The organism is Vibrio sp. CyArs1 (assembly GCF_022432925.1).
Classification (GTDB): Bacteria; Pseudomonadota; Gammaproteobacteria; order Enterobacterales; family Vibrionaceae; genus Vibrio; species Vibrio mediterranei.
Window position 1 is genome coordinate 211,094 of the sequence record NZ_JAKRBO010000006.1, and the last position, 23,006, is coordinate 234,099.

Annotated in this window: 26 protein-coding genes; 7 read left to right on the forward strand and 19 right to left on the reverse strand. The window is 44.2% G+C overall.

All coding sequences use genetic code 11. The features are described 5' to 3' along the window. Positions 1 to 44: 44 nt before the first annotated feature. The 5 genes from MMA19_RS18410 to MMA19_RS18430 form a co-directional block, all read right to left on the reverse strand. Positions 45 to 698: a riboflavin synthase gene (locus MMA19_RS18410; RefSeq protein ID WP_038229276.1), complete on the reverse strand. Its 654-nt coding sequence runs from the start codon at positions 696 to 698 to the stop codon at positions 45 to 47. A gap of 4 nt (positions 699 to 702) precedes the next feature. Beyond that, the gene (ribD, locus tag MMA19_RS18415) at positions 703 to 1,812 is read right to left on the reverse strand and encodes a bifunctional diaminohydroxyphosphoribosylaminopyrimidine deaminase/5-amino-6-(5-phosphoribosylamino)uracil reductase RibD (protein WP_240206910.1); all 1,110 of its coding nucleotides are present in this window, start codon (positions 1,810 to 1,812) and stop codon (positions 703 to 705) included. 37 nt (positions 1,813 to 1,849) lie between these two features. After that, positions 1,850 to 2,299: a transcriptional regulator NrdR gene (gene nrdR, locus MMA19_RS18420; protein WP_006069872.1), complete on the reverse strand. Its 450-nt coding sequence runs from the start codon at positions 2,297 to 2,299 to the stop codon at positions 1,850 to 1,852. 78 nt (positions 2,300 to 2,377) lie between these two features. Then, positions 2,378 to 3,154 carry a tRNA pseudouridine(65) synthase TruC gene (gene truC / locus MMA19_RS18425; protein ID WP_240206912.1) on the reverse strand — a complete coding sequence of 259 codons (777 nt, stop codon included), beginning with the start codon at positions 3,152 to 3,154 and terminating at the stop codon, positions 2,378 to 2,380. After that, a complete protein-coding gene (locus MMA19_RS18430) occupies positions 3,151 to 3,447 on the reverse strand; it encodes a YqcC family protein (RefSeq protein ID WP_062458081.1) in 297 nt (98 codons plus the stop codon). Before MMA19_RS18430 ends, truC begins: the two co-directional genes overlap by 4 nt. A gap of 124 nt (positions 3,448 to 3,571) precedes the next feature. On the opposite strand from MMA19_RS18430, the gene MMA19_RS18435 reads away from it, so the two are divergent. After that, a complete protein-coding gene (locus MMA19_RS18435; RefSeq protein ID WP_240206914.1) occupies positions 3,572 to 4,621 on the forward strand; it encodes a DUF3549 family protein in 1,050 nt (349 codons plus the stop codon). A gap of 12 nt (positions 4,622 to 4,633) precedes the next feature. Then, complete coding sequence (locus MMA19_RS18440) at positions 4,634 to 4,933, forward strand: DUF3301 domain-containing protein (protein WP_081875866.1); 300 nt, start codon at positions 4,634 to 4,636, stop codon at positions 4,931 to 4,933. Here MMA19_RS18440 and MMA19_RS18445 read toward each other — a convergent pair. Further along, the gene (locus MMA19_RS18445; protein WP_235225513.1) at positions 4,824 to 5,336 is read right to left on the reverse strand and encodes a GNAT family N-acetyltransferase; all 513 of its coding nucleotides are present in this window, start codon (positions 5,334 to 5,336) and stop codon (positions 4,824 to 4,826) included. The genes MMA19_RS18440 and MMA19_RS18445 overlap by 110 nt on opposite strands. A gap of 850 nt (positions 5,337 to 6,186) precedes the next feature. Between MMA19_RS18445 and MMA19_RS18450 the strand changes: the two genes are divergently transcribed. Continuing rightward, positions 6,187 to 6,474, forward strand: coding sequence for a hypothetical protein (locus MMA19_RS18450; RefSeq protein ID WP_006069864.1), 288 nt, complete (start codon positions 6,187 to 6,189; stop codon positions 6,472 to 6,474). Further along, positions 6,467 to 6,919, forward strand: a complete 453-nt coding sequence (locus MMA19_RS18455) for a YaiI/YqxD family protein (protein ID WP_240206916.1) — start codon at positions 6,467 to 6,469, stop codon at positions 6,917 to 6,919. The genes MMA19_RS18450 and MMA19_RS18455 overlap by 8 nt, the downstream gene beginning before the upstream one ends. Before the next feature lie 98 nt (positions 6,920 to 7,017). Here MMA19_RS18455 and MMA19_RS18460 read toward each other — a convergent pair whose 3' ends face one another. The 6 genes from MMA19_RS18460 to MMA19_RS18485 form a co-directional block, all read right to left on the reverse strand. Beyond that, the gene (locus tag MMA19_RS18460) at positions 7,018 to 8,268 is read right to left on the reverse strand and encodes a glutamate-5-semialdehyde dehydrogenase (protein ID WP_240206918.1); all 1,251 of its coding nucleotides are present in this window, start codon (positions 8,266 to 8,268) and stop codon (positions 7,018 to 7,020) included. A gap of 17 nt (positions 8,269 to 8,285) precedes the next feature. Continuing rightward, the gene (gene proB, locus MMA19_RS18465) at positions 8,286 to 9,422 is read right to left on the reverse strand and encodes a glutamate 5-kinase (RefSeq protein ID WP_082795499.1); all 1,137 of its coding nucleotides are present in this window, start codon (positions 9,420 to 9,422) and stop codon (positions 8,286 to 8,288) included. Between the two features lie 136 nt (positions 9,423 to 9,558). Continuing rightward, positions 9,559 to 9,948: a sigma factor-binding protein Crl gene (gene crl / locus MMA19_RS18470; RefSeq protein ID WP_006075710.1), complete on the reverse strand. Its 390-nt coding sequence runs from the start codon at positions 9,946 to 9,948 to the stop codon at positions 9,559 to 9,561. 129 nt (positions 9,949 to 10,077) lie between these two features. Further along, the gene (gene frsA / locus MMA19_RS18475) at positions 10,078 to 11,325 is read right to left on the reverse strand and encodes an esterase FrsA (RefSeq protein WP_240206920.1); all 1,248 of its coding nucleotides are present in this window, start codon (positions 11,323 to 11,325) and stop codon (positions 10,078 to 10,080) included. 91 nt (positions 11,326 to 11,416) lie between these two features. After that, positions 11,417 to 11,881, reverse strand: a complete 465-nt coding sequence (gene gpt / locus MMA19_RS18480) for a xanthine phosphoribosyltransferase (RefSeq protein ID WP_038229262.1) — start codon at positions 11,879 to 11,881, stop codon at positions 11,417 to 11,419. Positions 11,882 to 11,912: 31 nt separating this feature from the next. After that, positions 11,913 to 13,205: an NCS2 family permease gene (locus tag MMA19_RS18485; protein ID WP_031494607.1), complete on the reverse strand. Its 1,293-nt coding sequence runs from the start codon at positions 13,203 to 13,205 to the stop codon at positions 11,913 to 11,915. An 893-nt stretch (positions 13,206 to 14,098) separates the two neighbouring features. Here MMA19_RS18485 and MMA19_RS18490 point away from each other — a divergent pair. From MMA19_RS18490 to MMA19_RS18500, 3 genes are all read left to right on the forward strand, one after another. After that, complete coding sequence (locus tag MMA19_RS18490) at positions 14,099 to 15,568, forward strand: aminoacyl-histidine dipeptidase (protein ID WP_171391835.1); 1,470 nt, start codon at positions 14,099 to 14,101, stop codon at positions 15,566 to 15,568. A 139-nt stretch (positions 15,569 to 15,707) separates the two neighbouring features. After that, positions 15,708 to 15,914 (forward strand): YaeP family protein, encoded by a 207-nt coding sequence (locus MMA19_RS18495; RefSeq protein WP_006075713.1) that lies wholly within the window; start codon positions 15,708 to 15,710, stop codon positions 15,912 to 15,914. Positions 15,915 to 15,923: 9 nt separating this feature from the next. Next, on the forward strand, positions 15,924 to 16,115 hold the full coding sequence (locus MMA19_RS18500) for a DUF4250 domain-containing protein (RefSeq protein WP_038229260.1): 192 nt from the start codon (positions 15,924 to 15,926) through the stop codon (positions 16,113 to 16,115). Positions 16,116 to 16,191: 76 nt separating this feature from the next. Here MMA19_RS18500 and MMA19_RS18505 read toward each other — a convergent pair whose 3' ends face one another. The 7 genes from MMA19_RS18505 to nqrF form a co-directional block, all read right to left on the reverse strand. Continuing rightward, the gene (locus MMA19_RS18505) at positions 16,192 to 17,553 is read right to left on the reverse strand and encodes a sodium-dependent transporter (RefSeq protein WP_172427882.1); all 1,362 of its coding nucleotides are present in this window, start codon (positions 17,551 to 17,553) and stop codon (positions 16,192 to 16,194) included. Positions 17,554 to 17,812: 259 nt separating this feature from the next. Further along, positions 17,813 to 18,580 (reverse strand): DUF2884 family protein, encoded by a 768-nt coding sequence (locus tag MMA19_RS18510; RefSeq protein WP_240206922.1) that lies wholly within the window; start codon positions 18,578 to 18,580, stop codon positions 17,813 to 17,815. Positions 18,581 to 18,601: 21 nt separating this feature from the next. Continuing rightward, positions 18,602 to 19,078, reverse strand: coding sequence for a GreA/GreB family elongation factor (locus tag MMA19_RS18515; protein WP_240206923.1), 477 nt, complete (start codon positions 19,076 to 19,078; stop codon positions 18,602 to 18,604). Positions 19,079 to 19,117: 39 nt separating this feature from the next. After that, positions 19,118 to 20,188: a DNA polymerase IV gene (gene dinB, locus MMA19_RS18520; RefSeq protein WP_198558170.1), complete on the reverse strand. Its 1,071-nt coding sequence runs from the start codon at positions 20,186 to 20,188 to the stop codon at positions 19,118 to 19,120. A 148-nt stretch (positions 20,189 to 20,336) separates the two neighbouring features. After that, entirely contained in the window at positions 20,337 to 20,570 is a 234-nt protein-coding gene (gene nqrM / locus MMA19_RS18525) for a (Na+)-NQR maturation NqrM (protein ID WP_006075179.1), read from the reverse strand. Positions 20,571 to 20,582: 12 nt separating this feature from the next. Next, entirely contained in the window at positions 20,583 to 21,608 is a 1,026-nt protein-coding gene (locus MMA19_RS18530) for an FAD:protein FMN transferase (RefSeq protein WP_240206925.1), read from the reverse strand. 162 nt (positions 21,609 to 21,770) lie between these two features. Then, entirely contained in the window at positions 21,771 to 22,994 is a 1,224-nt protein-coding gene (nqrF, locus tag MMA19_RS18535; protein WP_006075181.1) for an NADH:ubiquinone reductase (Na(+)-transporting) subunit F, read from the reverse strand. Positions 22,995 to 23,006 lie beyond the last annotated feature (12 nt).

Here is a 23,006-nt window from a genome sequence, read left to right on the forward strand (position 1 = left end):
CATTCCTGTATTGGTTCGTTGGGCATCAAGCTTTGCGTCAGATTTTAAGCGAAGCCGTTTTGTTGTAGGAAGTCCATGGTAATTCGAGACTCAGATTCGTCACTGGCTTTCGATTGCAGCAATCGTTCCATATAACGAGCTAGGACATCCACTTCTAAATTAATTTTTCGGCCAACATGAAAGTTGTCGATGGTCGTTTCTTCAGATGTATGAGGCACAATCGTCAGTTTAAAGGCATCTTTGCGAACGTCGTTGACCGTCAGACTGATCCCATCTACGGTAATAGAACCTTTTTCCGCTACATACTTGCCTAGCTCAGATGGCATCTGCACCCAAAACTCTATGGCGCGACCAACTTGTTGTCGGTCCACAATTTCTCCAACACCATCCACATGCCCAGACACGATGTGACCTCCAAACCGTGTCGTTGGTAGCATCGCTTTTTCTAGGTTTACTTTGTCGCCAACGCTGTAGTGAGCAAAGCCTGTTTTCTTTAGCGTCTCAACGGATAAGTCCGCATGGTAACTGTTGTCTGTGAAGCTGGTGACCGTAAGACAGACGCCATTTGTCGCGATGCTGTCTCCTAGTTTTACGTCACTCATGTCCAGTTTGCCCACTTCAACATGAATACTGATATCTTCTCCTTTTGGAGTAATACCCTTCAGTGTGCCAACCGCTTCAATAATTCCTGTAAACATTGTTCTACTTCTGCTTTAGTTGTGGTGTGGCGACAATACGAATGTCGCTTCCCACCATACGAATATCTTTTATATCGATCTCGATGACGTCTTGCATCTCAGTCAATCCAAGTGCCCCAATAAGCCCTCGCCCATCGGCCCCCATAAGCTTAGGTGCTAAATACACAATAAGCTCATCAACGAGCTGTTGTTGAATCATCGAGCCCGCTAGCGTTGCCCCAGCTTCTATCCATACATGATTAATTTGTTGGTCGTTAGCCAAGCCTTGCAGTGTTTCAGCTAAATCCAGTTGATTAGCAGAGTTCATTGTCACGTTAAGATCGCCACCAGCCTGAGCCACACGAATAATATCACCCTCAGATTGGAACAATTTCAGCTCTCTCGATAGTGCATTTTGTCTATCCAAAATCACGCGAGTAGGTTGGCGTAATTCATCAGGCTTAATTACATCAGTGACATGACTTGGCAGCTCATCCCAACGCACATTCAAAGAGGCGTTATCTTCTACGACTGTTTGACTGGTCGATAGAATCGCGCCTGAGTGGGCACGATACGCTTGAACGTCTCGACGTGCTTCGGGGCCAGTAATCCACTGGCTTTTGCCATTGGCTAATGCCGTTTGTCCATCAAGGCTGGCTGCCATTTTAAGTTGGACAAATGGCATGCCCGTTTCCATTTTCTTCAGGAAACCAGGATTAAGTGCTCGAGCATCTTGTTCCAGAAGACCAACGGACACCTCAATACCGGCTTCACGAAGCATATTAAAGCCTCGACCAGCCACTTGCGGATTAGGATCAGACATGGCACAAATGACTTTAGACACTCCTGCTTTTATCAGCCCTTCAGCACATGGCGGTGTTCGTCCATAGTGTGAACATGGCTCCAATGTGACATAAGCGGTCGCGCCCTTAGCTCGCTCTGCTGCCATTCTTAAGGCATGAACTTCCGCATGTGGCTCACCGGCTTTCTTATGATAGCCTTCTCCCACTACCTCGTTATTTAAGGTAATGACGCAGCCTACATTTGGATTAGGCGCAGTGGTAAAGCGCCCTCTTTTCGCGAGCTCTATGGCACGGCTCATCATTTGATAATCAATAGCGCTAAATTGGCTCATAACTTTCCATATCTATGGCTAAATGCATCTGGGTCGATCAGTCTTCGAGACGAGCGATTTCTTCTCCAAACTCTCGAATATCTTCAAAGCTTCGATAAACGGAGGCAAAGCGAATATAGGCGACCTTATCCAACTCTTTTAATTGAGTCATAACAAGGTTACCAATCATCTCACTTGGTACTTCACGCTCTCCAGTCGCACGAAGTTGTGACTCAATATGACTGATAGCAAGTTCAATAGCGTCTGCACTTACCGGACGCTTTTCTAAAGCACGCTGAATACCGCCAACCATTTTATCTTTATTAAACGGTTCTCGATTGCCGTTAGACTTGATGACTTTAGGCATCACCAGTTCGGCCGTTTCAAAGGTGGTGAAACGTTCACTACATGCCAAACATTGACGACGACGACGCACTTGGTGGCCATCCGCTACCAACCTTGAGTCGATAACTTTTGTATCATTTTCAGTGCAAAAGGGACAATGCATAACACCTCCTGTGGTTGATTTCCCAGTTTAGCGAAAATTCACCTATTAAGAAATCCACTATTTGACCAGTTAAGCCCGTTATCTATGGTATTGCTGAATGGCTTCACACTCTTGCCAATCAAAAGCATCAATAAGACTTTGCCAGACCGCATCAAAGTTTGCAGAAATGGTTGTTTCCTGCTCAGTAATAGGATGAACAAACTTCAGTTCAGAAGCGTGTAACAATAGGCGGTGCGAATCGTAGTGTTCGCGAAACAAACGATTGTGCTTGCCATCACCATGACTAGTATCACCAATAATCGGGTGACTCAGATGGTGCATGTGTCGGCGTAGTTGATGTTTACGACCAGTCTTAGGTTTTATCTCTACCAGGCAATAGCGACTGGTTGGGAATCGCCCTGTAGTATAAGGCACTTCAACCGATGCCAATGGCTGATAAGCGGTTACTGCAGGCTGCGCTTCCTTGTCTTGAGAAGCAAATTTATCGGCGATTTTGTCAAGCTCCACTTTAAGAGGGTAATCGAGAACATCACCCTCAGTGATCCAGCCTCGAACGATGGCATGATAGGTCTTCTCAATGTTGTGCTCAGCAAACATCGGCATAGCCTGTGAAGCGACTTCACTAGACAGAGCAAATAATAACACGCCAGACGTTGGTCGATCTAAGCGATGCAATGGGAATACATGTTGGCCAATTTGGTCTCGTAATGTCTGCATGACAAAACGTGTTTCGTTTTTATCAAGCCACGAACGATGCACGAGCATACCCGCAGGTTTATTTACCGCGACTAAATATTGGTCTTGATAAACGATCTCTAGTGGTTCCACGGCAGGTAGAGTCATGGTTTCGGTCATTTGGCATTATCATCCAGTTTTTTTAGTACAAGGATTATTTCTTGATACTCAGGGCGCAGCTTCCATACCTCTTCAAAGTAAGGAGTGATCTCAAAGCCCTTCGGTAATGGCTGTCCCATCTCTATCATAGATTCAATACGCTGAATAAAAACCCATTGTAGCCACTCATGGGGTTCCAAAGTATCGACAGAGAAAGGTTGTTGGCTGCTCATCGCACTAGCTGTTGGCTCTTGGGTTTGCCACAGTGCATGTTTTTTAAGCAACTCTTTTAGCTCTACGAGCAATAGCTTCATGGTAAATAGGCCGTTCGTTAGATTGCGGTCTCATCATTCGATGAAATTGGCAACCAATGACTTGAAAATTCGCGATAGAATACCATCTATTGTTCTATACCCAAACCGTACTAGGAATTACTCCATGGATACCATTCATACTTTGTCGGACCTTCTGGTAAACAGTGGCTGCGAATATCACATTTATGATATTTCTCGACGAGTTCAGCGCATCGACAATGATCAATTTGCCAACGTTGAGCATGCAAGCCAACCGTACCCTTATCCGATTCAAAGACAGGCACAGTTTGCGATTGCCTACTGGAACGCGGAGAAACAACCTTGGATATGGTTTCTGAAGTTTAACCTCGATGAGCGTGGCCTACTTAGTCAGGCTGATGTGGGCCAGTTTCTTAAGTTTGTGATGGAAGCGATGGGGAGTCGGCTGAGTAAAGAAATGAGTGAAGAGCAACAACAAAAGCTCGCTAATAATCCATTTACGTTCAAACCAAAAGACGACAAGCTTGCCGTGTTTCATAGCGTACTTCGTGCTGAGTTAGCACTACCAACCAGCCAATACTACACGCATGCGCAAGAATATTTTTCCGGTAAGCTGGGATGGGATAATTGGCAAACTGTCGGTCTACAAGGTATTACTGACATTGCCGCTCGTCTCAGTACTGATGATAACAGTCGACTAGTAAGAACCAGTTTACGACATATTGCTAACGAGCCGAGATATGCTCTGCTTGGGGCCTTGGAGCATATTGCCCTTCCAGCAAAACTTTCTGATACCTTATTTGAATTGGCACAAAAAGAGGCGGAGACAGAGTACGCCGATCTGTTCCTACTATCCGCGTATGTCCGTGCCTTATCTGGAGGAAAACCGGAACAACTTGAGTCGCTGATTACTACCATTTTGGCCAGTGCGACACTCAGTCATCAAGAAATTCTCATCGCAATCGCGGGTCGCTCTTGGTTACCGTTAACGACACCAGCGCTGGCAGAGCAATTTCTGATTAGGCTGGCACAAACAGGAAACCAGACTCTATTCAACCAGCTGTTCGCCGATCTGGTTATGATGCCAAGTTTACGTTTGGTTCTGCTGCCACTGTTGCACTCTAGTCCGTCCCCTGAACTAGCACAGGCTTTAGTTGCGCTTCAGCAAAGTGCCACGCAGGGCCGGATGCACTAAGGAGACCTAACGGTGATCGACAATTTACTGATGATCTTAGCATTGAGCTTATTTTGCTTTTTGTTTTGGCAACAAAGACGACAAGGTGAAATTGCTAAAGCTGCGGTAAGTAGGCGTTGCAAGGAATTAGATCTGCAGATGCTTAGCGTGTCGTTCGGCGCACACAAGCTAAGAGATGCCAACGGTAGATGGGGTTGGCATACTATTTATGAATTTGAGTTTTCAGCCCTGGGCGATGACTACTATCAAGGAAAGCTGTTGATGAAAGGCTTTCATGTTCTGAATTTTCATCTGCCACCGCACCGAATGTAGATTGAAAGATCAAATACGGGCCGTGTTCATCTTTTGCATGGCCTATTTGCTCAAAGTCGAGCTTCTTAAGTAGTCTGATGGAAGGTTCATGGTCAGTATCGACATTCGCCGTCAATTTACTCAATCCCAAGGTGGCAACCACGTCAGGAATAAACGCGCGCAACACTTCCGTGGCAATACCTTTATTCCAATACTGTTTATCAAAGATATAGCCCAGTTCCCCTTCACTACTCGCATGCCTGTCGACAAATATATGACCTAGATAGTCCCGGGTTCGAATGTCCAAGACTGCCATGGCATAAATATCAGGGTCGCTTAAGATCGATTGAAAAATAGTGCGTGCTTTTGCCAGCGTGTGAGGCCCATTCATGTGCTTTCTATTCTTAGCACAGACGTTAAGCATGAGAAAATCCGACTCGAGATGGTCGGTATAGGGGATTAATACTGTCCGTAGCGTAGCGATCGTCATAACGTTATTACATTCCTTTGATTTCGCGTGCAGACTATAACAAGTGATTCCATGAGATTTATTGATCTCAGATATAAGAAAAGCCCCAACACTTGCGTATTGGGGCTATAGTCTTACTCGCAGCAGTCCGGCTACTAAAAATGCTCCATGCATCATCCGTAATAGTGGCTGAATCCTTCAGCTATATCCATTCGTCGCCGTCCTAGCGGTGTCCATCTCATCCAATGACGCTAACCATCCCAGTCAGCTCGCTTCACTTGTTCCTTGAGCGGTGTCCTTGACCATCTTCCTGATGGGGTCCCTTCACTCTTCCTGAGTGTATCCTTTTCCTTTTAAATCATCTTCCTGATGATTGTTCGCATCCCGCGCTATCCTAACTTCCTTGCTGGTTACGGTTCCCTTGGTAACCAAATCTTCTTCCTGAAGATGACCTTCCAATGTCTTTCCTGTTCCGTGTCAGCATCCTTCCGACAAGTTCTAATTTACGCGATTGCCGTTTTTGAGCAATGCAGAAAACTCAATTTTTTCCGCACCAAAATGTTTCATAATGGTTAAAAAGCAATAAATACAAATACTTAATATTATTTTCTTCCAAATTTCTCGCGCTTTTATCTCTTTCTCTCACAACTGCTGTGAGAGATCTCGCACAAGCCTCTTCCGTTTTAGCGCGCTTATTAATGAAGCCATCAATGCCAAAGTGTGACGAGAATCGACTTTTGCTTTTCTGTACCCCGACCAAAATCACAGGTACTATTTAGTTATCCCTTATTGAATGGAAAAAAACATGCTAACGAAAGATGTCTCCGCAGAAATTGAAGCGGCTTTAAACTCATTGCATGCTGAGGGCAAGGAACCAACAGTCGCTTTGGTAAAGGCGCGTTTGAAGACCAAAGTGCCTATGCCTGCACTAATCACTGTAATTAAGTCCTGGAAGAGTAGCCAACACGTTCCTAAAGTTGAAGTGGCTGCTGAGCCTGAGATTCAGCCATTGGAACTCAGAGTGAAGGAATTAGAACAACAAGTCGCGCTACTGACGGAAAGACTGACCAAGCTGGAGCAGAACAATGGTTAAGATTTGGGTGGATGCCGATGCGTGTCCAAAGGTAATTCGCGAAACCATTTGTCGAGCAGCAGAGCGAACCGGATTAACCTGCACATTCGTGGCGAATCACGCGGTGCCTGTACCAAAACGAGAGAACATTCACTCACTCACTGTGCCTTCAGGGTTTGATATCGCTGACAATGAAATTGTAAGGCGTGTTAGCGAGGGCGATTTAGTCATCACATCAGATATCCCGCTTGCAGATGAAGTCATCACCAAGAATGCCCTAGCGCTGAGTCCACGTGGCGAGATGTACAGTAAAGATACAATTAAAGCACGACTCAACATTCGTGACTTTATGGATACCATGCGCTCGAGTGGCGTTCAAACTGGCGGGCCCGCACCGTTAGGACAAACTGAACGACGCGAATTTGCCAATAACTTAGATCGCTTTTTGGCAAAAGCGAAGCGATAGCGCACTTCAAGTAAGTCGTCGGTGCGAACAGAAGCACACAAACAAAAAAGTCAGAGCTTATAGCTCTGACTTTTTAAATTCATCATGCTTGTGGTTAATTACGCACGTGACAAGTAATCAGCCTTTCCAACCCACTTGTAGCTGGTTAGTTCTTCTAAGCCCATTGGACCGCGAGCGTGAAGCTTCTGAGTAGACACGGCAACTTCAGCACCTAAGCCAAACTGCGCTCCATCGGTAAAACGCGTAGATGCGTTAACATAAACCGCTGCCGAACCTGCTGAGTTGATGAACTTTTCTGAGTTCACCAAGCTGTTAGTCATAATAGCGTCGGAGTGACTGGCATTATGTATTCGCATATGGTGAATCGCTTCTTCCACATCCGCAACCACTTTCACACCTAGCGTAAAACTCAACCACTCAGTATCAAAATCGCCTTCGCCTGCACTTCTTAAATCTGCAGCGCCAGCTAGAATAGCCTCCGCCTTTGGCTCAGCGACTAGGCTCACTTTACCTTTGAGACGCTCGGCAAGCATCGATAAGAACTCCGCCGCTACCTTCTCATGCACTAGTAGGGTGTCCAATGCATTACACGCAGATGGACGCTGAACTTTAGAGTTTTCTACCACATCTAAAGAACGTACTAGGTCAGCAGACTCATCAACGAAAATATGACTGATACCAAAGCCGCCAATGATTACTGGTATATTACTGTTCTCTTTACACATTTTGTGTAAACCGGCACCACCACGAGGAATGATCATATCGACATAATCATCCAACTTAAGCAGTTGTGATACAAGCTCACGATCTGGCTTTTCAATATACTGAACCGAAGCAGCTGGTAAGCCCGCTTTATCTAACGCCAATTGAATGACTTTCACCAGTTCCATATTGGAGTAGAACGTCTCTTTACCGCCACGCAGAATGCTTGCATTACCTGTTTTTAGGCAGAGCGCCGCAATATCGATGGTTACGTTTGGACGCGCTTCATAGATAACACCTACTACACCAAGTGGCACGCGACGACGAGACAGGCTCATGCCGTTCTCAAGGATTTTGCTGTCAATTTCACTGCCAACAGGATCTGACAAGGTGATCACATTGCGCACGTCATCAGCAATGCCTTTCAAGCGCTGCTCGTTTAACAGCAAACGGTCCAAAAGTGCTTCAGTAAGCCCTGCTTGACGGCCAAGCTCAATGTCTTTAGCGTTTGCCGCTAGGATTACGTCAGCATTAGCTTCTAGCTCATCAGCAATGATCTGTAGCGCATTGTTTTTTTGAGCAGTCGATGCAGTAGCCAGAGAGAAGCTTGCTTGCTTGGCATTCTGACCGAGTTTAATCATATCCATTACTTATCCCTTTATTCTTAATCTTGAATGACAACCATATCGTCGCGGTGAATGACTTCAGCACCATAGTCATAGCCTAGAGTCTCACCGATTTCTTTACTGTGTTTACCTGCAATTTTCGCTAGGTCAGTATCGGAGTAGCCACAAATTCCTTTTGCAACCAGTGCTCCGTCTTTGGTTGTCACACGCACCACTTCACCTCGAGCGAAGCGGCCTGAAACTTTAACAACACCTTTTGCGAGTAAACTGCTGCCTTTGCCAATCACAGCATTGACTGCCCCCGCATCGATGACAATGTTACCCGTTGCTGCCGGGCCAGCAAGAATCCAACGTTTACGATTCTCTAGTGCTTCTGGAAGTGGTAGGAAACGTGTACCTTGGGGCTCATCTGACAACGAATCAAACACCACGTTCTCAGCACTGCCAGCAGCGATAATAACTTCAATACCAGCACGACGTGCAATATCCGCTGCCTGAAGTTTGGTTGCCATACCGCCTGTACCCAATGTCGTTCCACTGCCGCCAGCAATCTTACGAAGCGTTTCATCAATCGTAGTGACTTCGCGAATAAGTTCCGCATTAGGATCCTTGCGAGGATCGGCGGTAAACAGGCCACGCTGATCGGTTAACAGCAGCAGTTTGTCTGCACCACATAAGATACCCACCAATGCTGACAGGTTATCGTTATCACCAACTTTAATCTCGCTAGTCGCAACCGCATCATTCTCATTCACAACCGGAATAATATCGTTTTCTACTAGCGCATTGATGGTGTCACGTGCATTCAAGAATCGCTCACGATCCTCAAGATCTGCGCGTGTTAGCAGCATTTGACCGATTTTAAGTCCGTAAATCGCAAATAGCGACTCCCAAACTTGAATCAACTGACTTTGCCCCACAGCCGCTAATAGCTGCTTGCTCGCCATTGAATTGGGAAGTGCGGGGTATCCTAGGTGCTCTCTGCCTGCGGCAATAGCACCAGAAGATACCATAACCACAGAATGACCAAGCTTTTTCAGCTCAGCACATTGTCTAACGAGCTCGACCATATGCGCTTTGTTTAGCGCTAGGGAACCACCTGTAAGAACGCTTGTTCCTAACTTCACCACTACAGTTTTTTTGTCTGTAGCTTGACGATTAATATCAGTTGTCATCTCTGTTTGTTGGACACGAAAGTTAAATAAGGAGTGATGTTTTAGCAATCAAACATCATTTATACAAGTAAAAAGTGAGAGGATTGGAAAAGCAGCAAAAAAAAGCCCCAATCGAGACATTGAGGCTTTGTAAACGTTACACGAACTCTACAGAGTCATCATGTATTGCTACATCCAATGAGAACTTTTCTTGAAGCGCAGAAACCAACTTTTCATGGAACACTTCTTGTGTTCGAGTAATCTCTTGAGTTGCTGATTCCGGAGCCGACTCTAGGACCCACTCACCTACTTGGTTATAGCGACCAATCTGATACGTTGCTTCAAATTGCTCATCAACTAGGCTCAAATCAACCCACCAACCCCAAAACTCTCTATCTTCTGGAGACTTAGTATCATCAACACAAACGGAAAGGCAATCAAAGTGATAAAACCCTTCTTTGCATAGAGGCTCTCTAAGATAAGGACCAATCGCTTTTAGAGCAGTGAGCAAACGATAATGCGTAGGGTTTTTAGCCGCTTCTGACATGGGGAAACTCCATTTATAAGTAAAATTAGTTATTGAATTGAAATAGCGTTAAATTTTCCGAGATATTTATTGTTTTATCATATATTTGATTACACGCTTATTTCATATTTAACTAATTTACCACAAATGTCACCTCCAAAGTTCGTCCTCCAACCACTTAATCGCCATTTCGAGTGATTGCTCATATCCTTTAGCAATACCTTTCGCAGGTATTTGTTTTGCCTTGCCGTAATCACTGAACATGGCTACCAAGCGGTTGTCTGAATGTGGTGAAACCATATCGCCTTCTAGGCTCATTGCTAAGATCGGCACTTTCGTGCGACGAGCACTGAGGAAGCCTTGTATCTTGAGTGACCAAGCCATTAACTGCCCTGACAAACTATTGATATCAATAGCATCTTTGCCTAATCGAGAGCCCAACATATCCAAATACATCTTAGGCATGTTCTGGATTTTCTTTGGACTCGTCAGCAAATCATGGATAGGTGCGCCAAGTGATACACAACCTTTAATCTTATTGGGTTCAAGGAAAGACAACCTTACCATCGCGTTGCCACCAAAACGGAAACCTAATAGACCTACTTTGAAATGATCAACCCATGGGATATTTGGTAGCTCGTTTAGCACAGCTTGGTGTAAGCAAGACGTGTCTTCCGTTAGGGGCCAATGAGAGCTGTGACCGATAGAAGGCATATCGACGGTTAACATCGCGATACCTGCGGGCGCAAGATAATCGCGGAACAAACGCCACATGTCTGTTTGTAAGGAGTCGAGGCCAGCACTCACTATAACAACAGGTTGTGGTTTGTCTGTGCTAACTAGATGCAGATTGGCAATAATACGTTTGTTCTTATAAGGAACCTCAATTTGCTTAATAATGTGACTAGTGCGTTTTGCTGCTTCATTGTAAGCCGTATTCGCTAGCACCTGCGCCTGTAACGCAAGATTGTCGTTCTTTAGATGAGGGTAACCTGCAATGCTAAAACAAAGTGAGGCTTTAAATAACTCTTCGGCCGAATCATCACCAGTCACATCATTAGCACGCTTTTGATGCAACATACCAAGCTTCGTCCACTCATAGTTCCAGTTGCCACCGTGATAGCCCATTACGGTATCCAGCCACTCGTCAACCGTACGAGAATGTTTTGATGAGGCAATGGTCGCTAACACACTTTCCTGTTCAATAGGATCAATACCCTGCCAAACCCATTGCAACCGCAGTAGGTTTCGGTACCAAGAGGTGGGGCTCTCCGCTCTGCGCTCCTCAAGCAGCTTATCGCTACTCGGCATATATCTAATCAGATGGGAGGTTTCTTTTGCCTGTTTGTTTTTCTCGAACAACGTCTCAGAGATATTCTTGCTGGTTTCTTCAGACATGTCATAGCCTTCTAATGGAACTTTGTCCTATATAGTAATAAAAAAAATGACCCAATAAAGGGTCATTTTTCGCAAATACAGATTGATGTATTTATTTTTGTTTACGGTTGATTGGCTCAACGTAAGACAGCACCATATCCCATGGCTGCTCAATCCAACAGTCCTGAGCGATGTCAACGATGTATTCATCAACAAGCTCAACACCCGCAGGTTTCGCACATACTGTTACAAATTTAGCTTTAGGGTACATCTCGCGGATCTTACGAGCAGTGTCGCCACTGTCTACTAAATCATCAACGATTAGATAACCTTCACCATCATGCTCAGGTGCTTTTAGCACTGTCATGTCACGCTGATGATCGTGATCGTAGCTAGAGATACATACCGTATCTACGTAACGAATACCTAGCTCACGAGCCAGAATTGCAGCAGGAACCAGACCACCACGGCTTACGCCTAGAATGCCTTTCCACTGTTCTGCTGGCATTTGACGCTCAGCAAGTTGACGGCAATATGCGTGCATATTGTCCCATGTGATGATGAATTTGTTAGCCATAGTAAAAACCTAATTAAAACGTGTTCGTGCGTTATGCAGCCAAAATGTACTTCATGATAAAGATTGCCGACATTACCCATACACTTAGAGAAACGTCACGTCCTTTACCACTCAATGCTTTGATCGCCGCGTAAGCAATGAAACCTAACGAGATACCTTCTGCAATAGAGAATGTAAAAGGCATCAGCAAGCAAGTTACAACAACCGGCGCAGCTTCTGTAATGTCTCTCCAGTCGATACCAACTAGACCAGACATCATAAGAATTGCTACGTAAAACAGAGCACCTGCAGTTGCGTAAGCTGGGATCATACCCGCCAAAGGCGAGAAGAATAAAGCAAGTACAAACAAAATGCCAACAACAACTGCAGTCAGACCTGTACGACCGCCAGCAGCCACACCTGCTGTACTCTCTACATATGAGGTTGTGTTTGACGTACCCAGTAGTGCACCTACTGATGTCGCTGTTGAATCCGCTAGAAGCGCTTTGTTCAAGCGTGGGATTTTGCCATCTTTGCCGATTAAATCTGCTTTTTGAGCAACGCCAACCAGCGTACCGGCAGTGTCAAACAAGTCGACGAATAAGAAAGCAAATACCACTGAAATCATGCCGATCTCAAACACGGCTGAGAAATCTAATTGCATGAAGGTAGGCGCAATGCTTGGTGGAGCAGACATGATACCGCCCCACTGCACGTCACCAAAAATAAGACCAAGACCGGTTACCGCCAAGATAGCGATCATTACTGCACCTTTTACACCACGGTGTACAAGTGCAATAGTCAGAAAGAAACCAACTGCAGCGAGAGTTGCTGGCAGTGACGTGATATGACCAAGCGAAACCAGTGTTGCTGGGTTATCGACAACAATACCCGCGTTTTTCAGCGCGATAAGTGCCAAAAATAGACCAATACCCGCAGAAATACCGGTTCTAAGCGACATTGGAATGGAGTTAATGATCCACTCACGAATTTTGAAAACACTCAAAAGGATGAACAAGACACCTGAGCAAAATACTGCCGCTAGAGCCACTTGCCATGTGTAACCCATACCTAGCACAACCGCGTAGGTAAAGAACGCATTCAGCCCCATACCAGGAGCCTGTGCGATTGGATAGTTAGCTACGAAGCCCATGATGAAACAGCCAATAGCAGCCGCAAGACAGGTAGCAACGAATACTGCGCCGCGATCCATGCCGGCATCAGCTAGAATTGCTGGGTTAACAAAAATAATGTAAGCCATCGTCAGGAAGGTTGTTAAACCTGCGATGATCTCAGTGCGCACATTGGTGCCATGTTCACTGAGTTTAAACAGCCTTTCGAGCATAATCGAATCCCTAAAATGTAAAAAGTAAACGGTTGCGTAAACGATTGGCGCGAATTATAAGGTTATCAAAACGCAAATTCCACCTAGAATTTTGACTCTAAACCAAATAATTTTAAGTTGATATGAAACCTATTCGGTAACAATAACTAACAATTTGATGTAGTTACTCAATCGCCAATAGAATTCAGTGTAGTCAGGCTATTTACCGTTCGTTCACTATTTGAACGTTTTTTGAGATTAAGACGGTAGTTTGGGGAGATAAAAGGCAAAAAAAACGCCACTCAGTTGAGTGGCGGTAGAATAATTTGGTCATCAATTGGGGTATATAACCAACGAAAAATTCTAAATATAGGGGTATAAATCGTTCACTATCTACCAAAGTAGACATTGTACGCGAAGTCTTTTGTGTATACGTTTTGAGTTGTCCAAAACATCGCGCTTGCTAAACCTTTCATAAACATCACCTTCTAACAAAACATCATTGTGCATTAATTGCTTTGAATCTCGGTTCCTTGGAGGCGATAAATCGGGCTCTTTCCGTGAGCAGTATCGTTGAGTCTCTCAACTGTTCAAAAGAATACCATATCGGATTTTTATTACAAGCACAAAAGCGATCTAAGTCACAATTATTTTAATGATGACTAATTTATTACTTAAAACTGTAATTAAATTACAAAAACAACACTATCAAATATGCACCTAGACTCATTTAAGTCTGGTAACTAAGCTTTACCACCGTTTCTACAAGATACTTCAGGTTTGACTACTACCTATTTACAACTAATGATATCCTTTGCTTTATCTTAAATAAGCTAGAAAACCAGACGTTCCCTTCAAAATAAGGGGCATCTGAGGAACAACTATCTAGCAAAGCCCGTCAAAAGGAGAGTTCCGTGTCTGAATTCCATTCTGAAATCAGTAAGTTGTCACCAGCACCTGTCTGGCAATTTTTCGATAAAATCTGCTCTATCCCTCACCCATCTAAGCATGAAGAAGCTCTTGCAGAGTACATTGTCGGCTGGGCAAAGGAGCAAGGTCTTGAAGTAAAACGTGACAAAACTGGCAACGTCTTCATTAAGAAGCCTGCTACCGCAGGAATGGAGCATAAGAAAGGTGTTGTGCTTCAAGCGCACATCGATATGGTACCGCAAAAGAACGAAGACACTGACCATGACTTTACCGTTGACCCAATTCAACCTTACATCGATGGCGAGTGGGTAACCGCAAAAGGCACAACATTGGGTGCTGATAACGGTATTGGTATGGCAACATGTTTAGCTGTACTTGCTTCTAATGACATCAAACACGGTCCTCTAGAGGTATTGCTGACTATCGACGAAGAAGCTGGTATGACTGGCGCGTTTGGTCTTGAAGCAGGTTGGCTGGAAGGTGACATCCTACTTAACACGGATTCAGAGCAAGAAGGTGAAGTCTACATGGGCTGTGCTGGCGGTATCGACGCAGCAATTACTTTCGAGGTAAATCGTGAAGCAGCTCCTGAAGGTTATGTGGCGCGTCAGCTGACATTAAAAGGTCTTAAAGGCGGACACTCCGGGTGCGATATCCATACTGGTCGCGGCAATGCTAACAAGCTGCTGGCTCGCTTCCTTGCTGGTCATGCTCAAGAGTTAGACGCACGTCTTATTGAATTCCGTGGCGGTAGCTTACGTAATGCCATCCCACGTGAAGGTTTTGTCACCCTTGCACTGCCAGAAACGAATCTAGCAAAGCTGGACGAATTATACAGCTTCTATACTGAACTGCTGAAATCTGAGCTTGGCGCTATCGAAACCGATATTGTTACCTTTAACGATGCAGCTGACTTAGCTGATGTATTTGCGACAGAATCTCAAGCTCGCTTCATTGCAGCACTAAACGCTTGTCCAAATGGCGTGATTCGCATGAGTGATGATATTGAAGGCGTGGTAGAAACCTCGTTAAACGTTGGCGTTATCACCACTCAAACAGATAAAGTAGAAGTACTTTGTTTGATTCGCTCTTTAATTGATTCTGGGCGTTCACAAGTTGAAGGCATGCTAGCCTCTATCGCAGAGCTAGCTGGCGCTACTATCCAATGCTCAGGCGCATATCCTGGTTGGAAGCCTGATCCAGAATCAGAAATCATGGCTATCTTCCGTGACATGTATGAAGGTATCTATGGTCACAAACCAAACATTATGGTCATTCACGCGGGCTTAGAGTGTGGTCTGTTCAAAGAACCATACCCTAGCATGGATATGGTCTCGTTTGGCCCAACGATCAAGTTCCCTCATTCGCCAGATGAGAAAGTGAAAATCGATACCGTTGAACTGTTCTGGAACCAAATGGTTGCGCTATTAGAAGCCATTCCTGCTAAAGCATAATTTGCTGCTTTAATCGCCATGATCAAGCCGATGTTTAACCATAACATCGGCTTTTTTGTTTCATATCAAAAGGCAGTTTTGTTTTTTCCGTTACCTCTGTGTATATTGAGACAAGTTATCATTTACAGAGATCATTGATATGCAAGTTTACGGTTGTTGTGACTTAGTAAGAGAAATCTACGCCCAAATTGGTAGTGGTGACCAAGGTTATATCCCCCAGGCTATTTCTTGTGCAGTACGTGCGTTAAACGACATTGCAGCGGACGAATCCTTACCTTTGGAAACACGTGAAAAGGCAGCTTTTGCCGCCGCCAATTTACTCATTTCCGACTTTGAAGATAAGTAGAGACACATTATGAATCTAGCGAACTTTGAGAGTATGGACCCCATCATGCTGATGAGTATTGTTAATATGAAGCTACGGGACGATTTTGGTGGCGATCTCGACAAACTTGCTAACTTCTTCGATATCAGTAAGTCGGCATTAATTGAGAAACTAGCAGGTGCTGGGTTTGATTTTCTTCCCGAGGCTGGTCAATTTCGATAAGACGTAGACACGACGTTTTCTTTGTAAAAAAGCTCTGCAAATGCAGAGCTTTTTTACTGATCTCATACTGTTTGTCTCAACCAAACGATGCCCAAATAACCGTAATCACTAAGATCGGGCAGACAAATTTCACGTAGAAAGGCCATACCTTGCCAAACCAGCCAAGTTGAAAGTCTGGACAGCCTTGTTCAAGTTCTTTTATCTTACCAGCTCGGCTCCAGACCCAACCACCAAATAAGCAGAACAACAGGGCAGCGACTGGTTGTAAATATTGTGTCGCTACCATAGCAACCAGGCCAAATAGCTCTGCAAAATTAAACACAATATAGACACTAAATAGAGCGATTAATGCGCCCAATACCCAACTGGTTTTCTTACGGCCAGTCTTGAAGCGTTCATCCACTAACGCTACCGGACATTCAAGCATCGAAATAGAAGACGTTAGCGCTGCAATAGTAAGCAACAAGAAGAAAACAACAGAAAACACTAAACCCAATAAGCCAAGAGATTCAAACATCAATGGCAGCACGGTAAAAACAAGCGTGTCGGAGCTCAATAATGAACCGTCTTCAGCATAGATTTGTACCCCTTTCTGCATAGCAACAAACATCGCTGGCATCACCACCAAACCAGCGATAAATGCCACCGCTGTATCTACTAACGTGACGTTCATCGCCATCTTCGGCAGGTTCTCTTTTTTTGAAAGGTAAGAGCCATAAATCAGCATTGAACAGCCACCTATCGTTAATGAGAAAAAACCCTGTCCCATGGCAGCAAGAATTAATTTCCTGTCCCAAACTTTTTCGAAATCAGGGATTAGGTAATGCTTGAGTCCTTCCATCGCTCCTTGTTGCATCATGATATAAACGAATAACAACGCAAATAGAATGAAGAGTGAAGGCATTAATCGGGTTGACCATTTCTCGATCCCCTGTTTAACACCACCTTGAACGATAAGAACAGTGAGAAGGTAGAAGACAATGGTACCGAACACGTTGCGTTCGACACTAAAACCCTTGAACCAGTCGGCAAGACTCGTTAAGCCTGCAATATCTGCTAACGCCCCAAACAAGAAGCAAATCAGCCAGCCACCAACAATGGAATAAAATGCTAGTACTGCGCATGGCACAGAAAGGCCAATCCAGCCAACGAGGCCGCCCGCTCGTTTACCTAGAGCATTAGTGGTTAGTGACTTCATACTATCCACTGGGTTGGCTTGACCATGACGACCAATCGCCATTTCCACAACCAACATAGGAAAGGCGACCACCAAAATCATCACCAAATAAACCAACAAAAATGCCCCACCGCCATTACTTGCAGCTTGAGTTGGGAATCCCCAGATGTTGCCGAGACCAACAGCTGCACCAGCTGCAGCCAGTATAAAGCCAAGTCGAGAACCAAAATGCTCCCTTGGAGCTGAAGAAGAATTAGAAATGTCCACTGCGAATATCATACCGTACTAGTTTGCTGGTACGGTATGATAAAAATGCGACGAGAGCAATGTTATTTAGTTAAATACTCTAATATAAACATCAGTATTAATAGTAAGTTTTTCGTTACAGCAAAAAAAAAGCAACTTAATTTACAATTACCAAAAGATGCAACACTAAAACCCAACATCCTAATACAAAAAACTCCGCTATTACTTTTTAAGCACTAGCGGAGCTCATAGATAACTTACAGTAATAACAAAGTTAAATAGTAAAGACTTGATAGTCCTTTAACTCTGGGATTTTCTTTTGAAGATCTTGCTCTTGTTCAGCAACATCATTGAGAGAATCGCAGTAATCTTCTGCTTGTTGCTTCAACGATTCAGACTGTACCTTCATGGTTTCTGACATACGAGTTTTGAGCTCGTCCATCTGCTTCGATAGTTCAGTCAAATTCAAGCCTCCCTCTTCACTCATTTTCTCTTGAAGAGCAGTAAACGCACTACTAAAGAATTCTTTATTAAAAACTTCTTTCGCTTTAGCGACATCTTGTTCCCAATTGTCCATAAAGGAGCTAAAGGCTTCAGATTGTAGAACAAACTCGCCATTATTTTCATATCGAGATTCCACATCAGCAAAAAACTCGGCAACGGCTTGTTTTACGTTTTGGAACGTTTCTGAGTTGTCAAAACTCTCTGCAACATCGTCGATAAGTTCATTGGTAAGTTCGAGCCCGTTTTCCGCAAGCTCCTTCGCTTTAGGCACGTACTTATTCATGTTTTCGCGATAACTTTCAAGTGCTTCTTTTTGCAACTGAGTCAGCTCTATCGCTTTCCCATTGATGAATAAGTTATTGTCTTGATCAATAAGTACTTTAGAAGCGGGGGTCTTTACAATTTCTACCTGCTCGCCATCAAGGTGAACTTCATTCTTGATATCGACACCACACTGATCCACAGCCAAAGCATGACCCGAGGCTAGTAAGGTGCTTAATAATAGACTACGACTGAACACTCTATTGTGTATCTTCATAAATTACCCTATAGCATACGCTTAATATAAGTGAATAATAGCATAATGCGTCAGTTTCTCTCCAATACTAACCACAACCTCATCATCAATAGACTTACCAATTAGGGCCCTACCTAAAGGAGAATGTGGTGTGACTACCTTGATTGTCGGCTCTTCAATGGTCAGGCCGCCAGCACATGGTAGTACGAAAAATCGCGACACTACTTCGTCTTCATCTTCTATCTCTACCACGGTGGTAAGTCTAACATTGTCTAGTGACGAGAATGGATTCAATACCATTTTGCGAAGTAATGCGATATCGCTTTTTACTTGCTCCAACCTCACCGCTTGCCCGTGAGCAAGGTATGAAGCTTCTAAAGCCAAGGTATCATATTTATGCTCTGGCACTGTTTCTTCATTGGTCGCGGCGTCAACCGTTTTCTCCATCGCGGAAGTTAACATCACAACGTTCTGTTCCAGTTGACCGATCACGTCATCTAGCAGCGCTTGCTTGTCCATTGAGCTCCTTACTACAATTACTAGTTAACAATGTAACGGTTAATCTTCAAACATCGTTAGTTGGCGAGCTTGCTCTATGGGCTCCAACATAACGCTTAATCCTAACAAACGAATCTCGCGGCCTTGTTGACGCTCTAACACCTCTCGCAGCAGGTCTTTAAAATATGCTAAATCCAATCTATTGTGGACATGCTCGATGGTCGTTAGTTTAAAGTCAGCAAACTTCACTTTGATGCCTTGCTTGATAACATTACGTTTAGGCTGAGATTTATTAAGCCGCATATCCAGTTCTGGATACAACTTCTCTTCTATTATTTGCCAACATTGTTCAAAGGAGGAAATATTAGTACTAAACGTCCTTTCAACACCAATAGACTTACGCTCTCGCTCAACGACCACTTCCCGCTCATCAATTCCGTGACTCTTTTTCCACAGAGAAGCGCCAAGGCGGCCAAACCGTACGATCAGCTCTCGGTAATCACTATTACGAACGTCTAAACAAGTAAAAAGACCTGCTTTGTTAAGTTTCTCAAGGCTGACCTTTCCCACTCCAGGTATCTTACCAAGTTCGAGATCATCAACAACCTGTTGTACTTTATCGGGTGGAATCACAAACTGACCATTTGGCTTATTCATGTCTGAAGCGATTTTGGCGAGAAACTTCAATGGTGCGACGCCTGCTGAAGCCGTGAGTTGTAATTCATCCCAGATGTCTTTGCGAATCGCTTCCGCAATCAGAGTTGCAGAGTTTTGACAGTGTGGAGAATCGGTAACGTCTAAATAAGCTTCGTCCAGAGACAGTGGCTCAATCAACGAAGTATAACGAGAGAATATCTCTCGAATCTTAATTGAGGTCTCTTTATAAATCTGCATACGTCCAGGGACTAGCAACAAATTGGGACAAAGCTTAAGCGCTTGTGCAGTTGGCATAGCTGAACGAACCCCAAACTTTCGAGCTTCATAATTGCATGTGCTTATTACGCCTCTCTGGCGCTCGCTGCCACCAACCGCTAGTGCCTTACCGCGATAGTGAGGATTATCTCGCATTTCCACTGCGGCGTAGAAGCAATCCATATCGACATGGATGAATTTTCGTATTTTGTCAGACACCGCCACTCACAACTGTTTATTTATACAGTTCAATTATACGACGAGTTTTCAGGTAATCAAAACAAAAAGACCAGAGCACTACTCTGGTCTTTCATAAAGTATTAAGGTTGACGCAATTATCAAAACCGCAGCAAACCAGATTGAACGCTTACGCAATACGGTCCTTTTCCCACGCTGCTAGCTTCTCAGCACGCGCTTGCTCACGTGCTTCACGCTTCTTACGTGCGTCACATGGCTCTGGGCAGTTACAAACTTTGTCAATACCTACGGCACCTAGTCCACCGCAGCTACCTTTTACTACTTTCTTCTGGATAATATAGCCAATCGACATGGCAGCAATAACCGCTAAGAAAACACCAAACGTAATTAAAAATGTATTCATGTGATTGACCTATTACTTGTTCAGATAAGGTTTAAACGCTTCTGATGCAAACTCTTCAAAACCGTCTTCTGTTTTAACTATGATAAAGGCTGGGATATTGTTTTGATCAGCGATCTCTAGTGCTTTCTCTTCACCCAAAACCATCAGTCCTGTCGCAAGTCCATCCGCTGTCATGGATGACTTATCCAAAATCGTCACCGACACCACTTTATTATGAATCGGCTTACCTGTCGAAGGATCAATGATGTGAGAATAGCGCACACCATCCTTCTCAAAGTAGTTACGATAGTCACCTGACGTGGCAATCGCCATATCTCCAGGTTCAATAATTTCTTGTACATTGCGCTCGTCTACGGTTGGCTTTTCAATCGCAATACGCCATTTCACGCTGTCACGATTAATCCCTTTCAGACGCATTTCACCACCCACTTCAACCATGTAATCTTGAATACCGATACTTTCAAGGTAGTTAGCTAAAACATCAACGCCCCAACCTTTTGCAATAGTAGATAGATCTACATACAGACTACGAAGGTCTTTTCTTAACGTTGTATCGGTTGCAGACAAATGCTTGATGCCAGTTTGCGCCTTACGAGACGCCAGTTCTTCATCACTCGGGACTACTTCTGGACGAGCTTCTGGTCCAAAACCCCACAAGTTAACCAACGGACCTACTGTCACATCAAGTGCGCCTTGTGTCAGTTCATTCAAACGAATAGCTTCGTTAACTACGATAGCGGTTTGTCGTGAAACAGGGAATGGTTCCGTACCATAGTAACGATTGAAGCGACTCAGTTCAGAGTCTTGACGATACGTCGACATCTGATCGTTTACTTCTTCAAGTAATCGATTGATTTCAGCTTGAATGATTTCCGGTTTAGGGGACGTATCAGTCACAATGTACTTAACATTGTAGATTGTGCCCATTGTTGGTCCACTCAAATGAACCTGCTCACGCTGATTACCGCAACCCGACAAAATTACAGTCGCAAACAATACAACCAAAATTAGCTTAAGATGTTTAGCTAGATGAAACATACCTTTACTCACCTACTTTCAAAAGTATTTACGTTTGCCCAAAAAATAAATTTCTAGACAAACGTGAATAGTTTCAGAAACTTAGAAACAGGAAATGTGTTGTCCCTGAAAATACAAATGGCTGACTCACATGAGCCAGCCATGTCGATGCTTCAACGAAGATTAACCACCGAAGTCATCTAGAAGAATGTTTTCATCTTCTACACCAAGATCTTTCAGCATGCCGATAACAGCCGCATTCATCATTGGTGGACCACACATGTAGTATTCACAATCTTCTGGTGCTTCGTGATCTTTGAGGTAGTTCTCATAGATTACGTTGTGGATGAAGCCTGTGTAACCATCCCAGTTATCTTCTGGCATTGGGTCAGATAGAGCAACGTGCCACTGGAAGTTATCGTTCTCAGCCTGTAGGCCGTCGAAATCTTCTACATAGAACATTTCACGTACAGAACGAGCACCATACCAGAAAGACATCTTACGCTTAGACTTCAGACGCTTAAGTTGGTCAAAGATGTGCGAGCGCATTGGAGCCATACCAGCACCGCCACCGATGAATACCATTTCGTTGTCTGTTTCTTTCGCGAAGAACTCACCGAACGGACCTGAAATCGTACACTTGTCACCTTCTTTAAGTGACCAGATGAACGATGACATGATACCCGGTGGTACATCAGGATTATTAGGCGGCGGCGTAGCGATACGCACGTTTAGCATAATAATGCCTTCTTCTTCTGGGTAGTTAGCCATTGAGTATGCACGGATGCATTCTTCATTAACCACTGACTCATAGCGGAACAGGTTAAACTTGTCCCAGTCTTCACGATACTCTTCAGGTACGTCGAAGTCAGAGTACTTAACATGGTGAGCAGGTGCTTCGATCTGGATGTAACCACCAGCACGGAAAGGTACTGATTCGCCATCTGGAATCTGAAGCTTAAGCTCTTTGATGAAGGTTGCTTTGTTATCGTTTGAAATAACACTACATTCCCACTTCTTAACACCGAAGATTTCTTCTGGAAGCTCGATGTCCATGTCCGTCTTCATGTTAACCTGACATGCTAGACGCTCACCTTCACGTGCTTCACCTTTAGTAATATGGTCAAGCTCAGTAGGCAGAATGTCGCCACCACCAGTTTTCACTTTCACGCGGCACTGACCACAAGAGCCACCACCACCACAAGCAGAAGACACGAATACGCCAGCACCAGCTAGAGCACCCAGAAGCTTACCGCCTGGTTGAGTTACGATTGCCTTTTCAGGATCGCCGTTTACAGAGATCGTGATGTCGCCTGTTGGTACTAGCTTAGATTTAGCGAACAAAATCACTAAAACTAGGGCTAGAACAATCAGCGTAAACATCACTACACCAAGAATAATGTCCATTGACTATTCCTT